The following is an 879-nucleotide window of genomic DNA, read 5'->3' as shown; positions in this document are numbered from 1 at the left end:
GGGCGTATTTCTGCACAAAGGGCTCCGGCGGCCAGTAGGGCAGATGGGGCTCCATCAGGTTGACAAAGCAAAAGAAGGGCCGTGCTCCGGGATCCGACCGGCGGCGGGCCATCTGCTGCAGGTAGCGGTTGAGGTCGGCAATCGAGGCGGCGGTGTTGCCTTTGAAGTTGAGCAGGCGGGTCCAGAGGGAGGCAAACCAGGGGTGCAGCGCCAGCTGGAAGAGGGCGTCGGAGCGGGCAAAGGCGTTTTGCACCGGGTAGGAGAGCCGCCGCCAAAATTGGGTGTAGGCGGCCAGCCAGCGGTTCAAGGGGGCGGGCAAGGGGGTGCCTTCGGGGGGGCGGGTGGGCAGAGCGCCACCGTAGTTGTAAAAGGTTTCAAAGCCGCGCCGCAAGCCGTTTTTCAGGATCCCCACCAGAGGGTTGTTGCAAAAGCCCACGGTGGTATAGCCGCTCAGCTGCAACAGCTCTGCCAGGGTGGGCAGGGCGGGGCTCAGCTCCAGATCTGCTTGGACAGTCTGGTGGGTGCTGGGATATTCCCCCGTAAACAGGGAAGCGTGGGAGGGGATGGTCCATTGGGCAGGGGCGATGGCCCGCTCGAAGAGGGTGGATTCGGCGGCCAGCCGATCCAGGTTGGGGCTGGTGGGCACTTGGCGGGCACGCTCCGCTTCTGACCAATAGCAGGAGAGACGATCTGCCCGCTGGGTATCCAGCACGATCAGCAGGATGTTGGGGCGTTCTGCAGCAGCGCCGGCCCTTGCGGGGGAATGTCCTGTTTGCGCCACTCGGACGGAGTCCTCAAAGCTCACCACAACTCACCCGATACTTTTCCTTAAAGGTATCCCTATCCTGCCATGCTCTCGGCCAGCTTTCTGCTTCCCCC

Annotated in this window: 1 protein-coding gene; it reads right to left on the bottom strand. The window is 63.5% G+C overall.

Annotated features, from left to right (window positions below; all coding sequences use genetic code 11):
* A partial coding sequence (locus NW815_RS13075; protein ID WP_414416098.1) for a sulfatase-like hydrolase/transferase occupies positions 1–805 on the bottom strand: 805 nt, incomplete at its 3' end.
* Positions 806–879 lie beyond the last annotated feature (74 nt).

The organism is Synechococcus sp. R6-7 (assembly GCF_047461695.1).
In the GTDB taxonomy this organism is placed as follows: domain Bacteria; phylum Cyanobacteriota; class Cyanobacteriia; order Thermostichales; family Thermostichaceae; genus Thermostichus.
The sequence above is the reverse complement of the archived record's forward strand: the minus strand, read 5'-3'. Positions and strand labels throughout refer to the sequence as shown.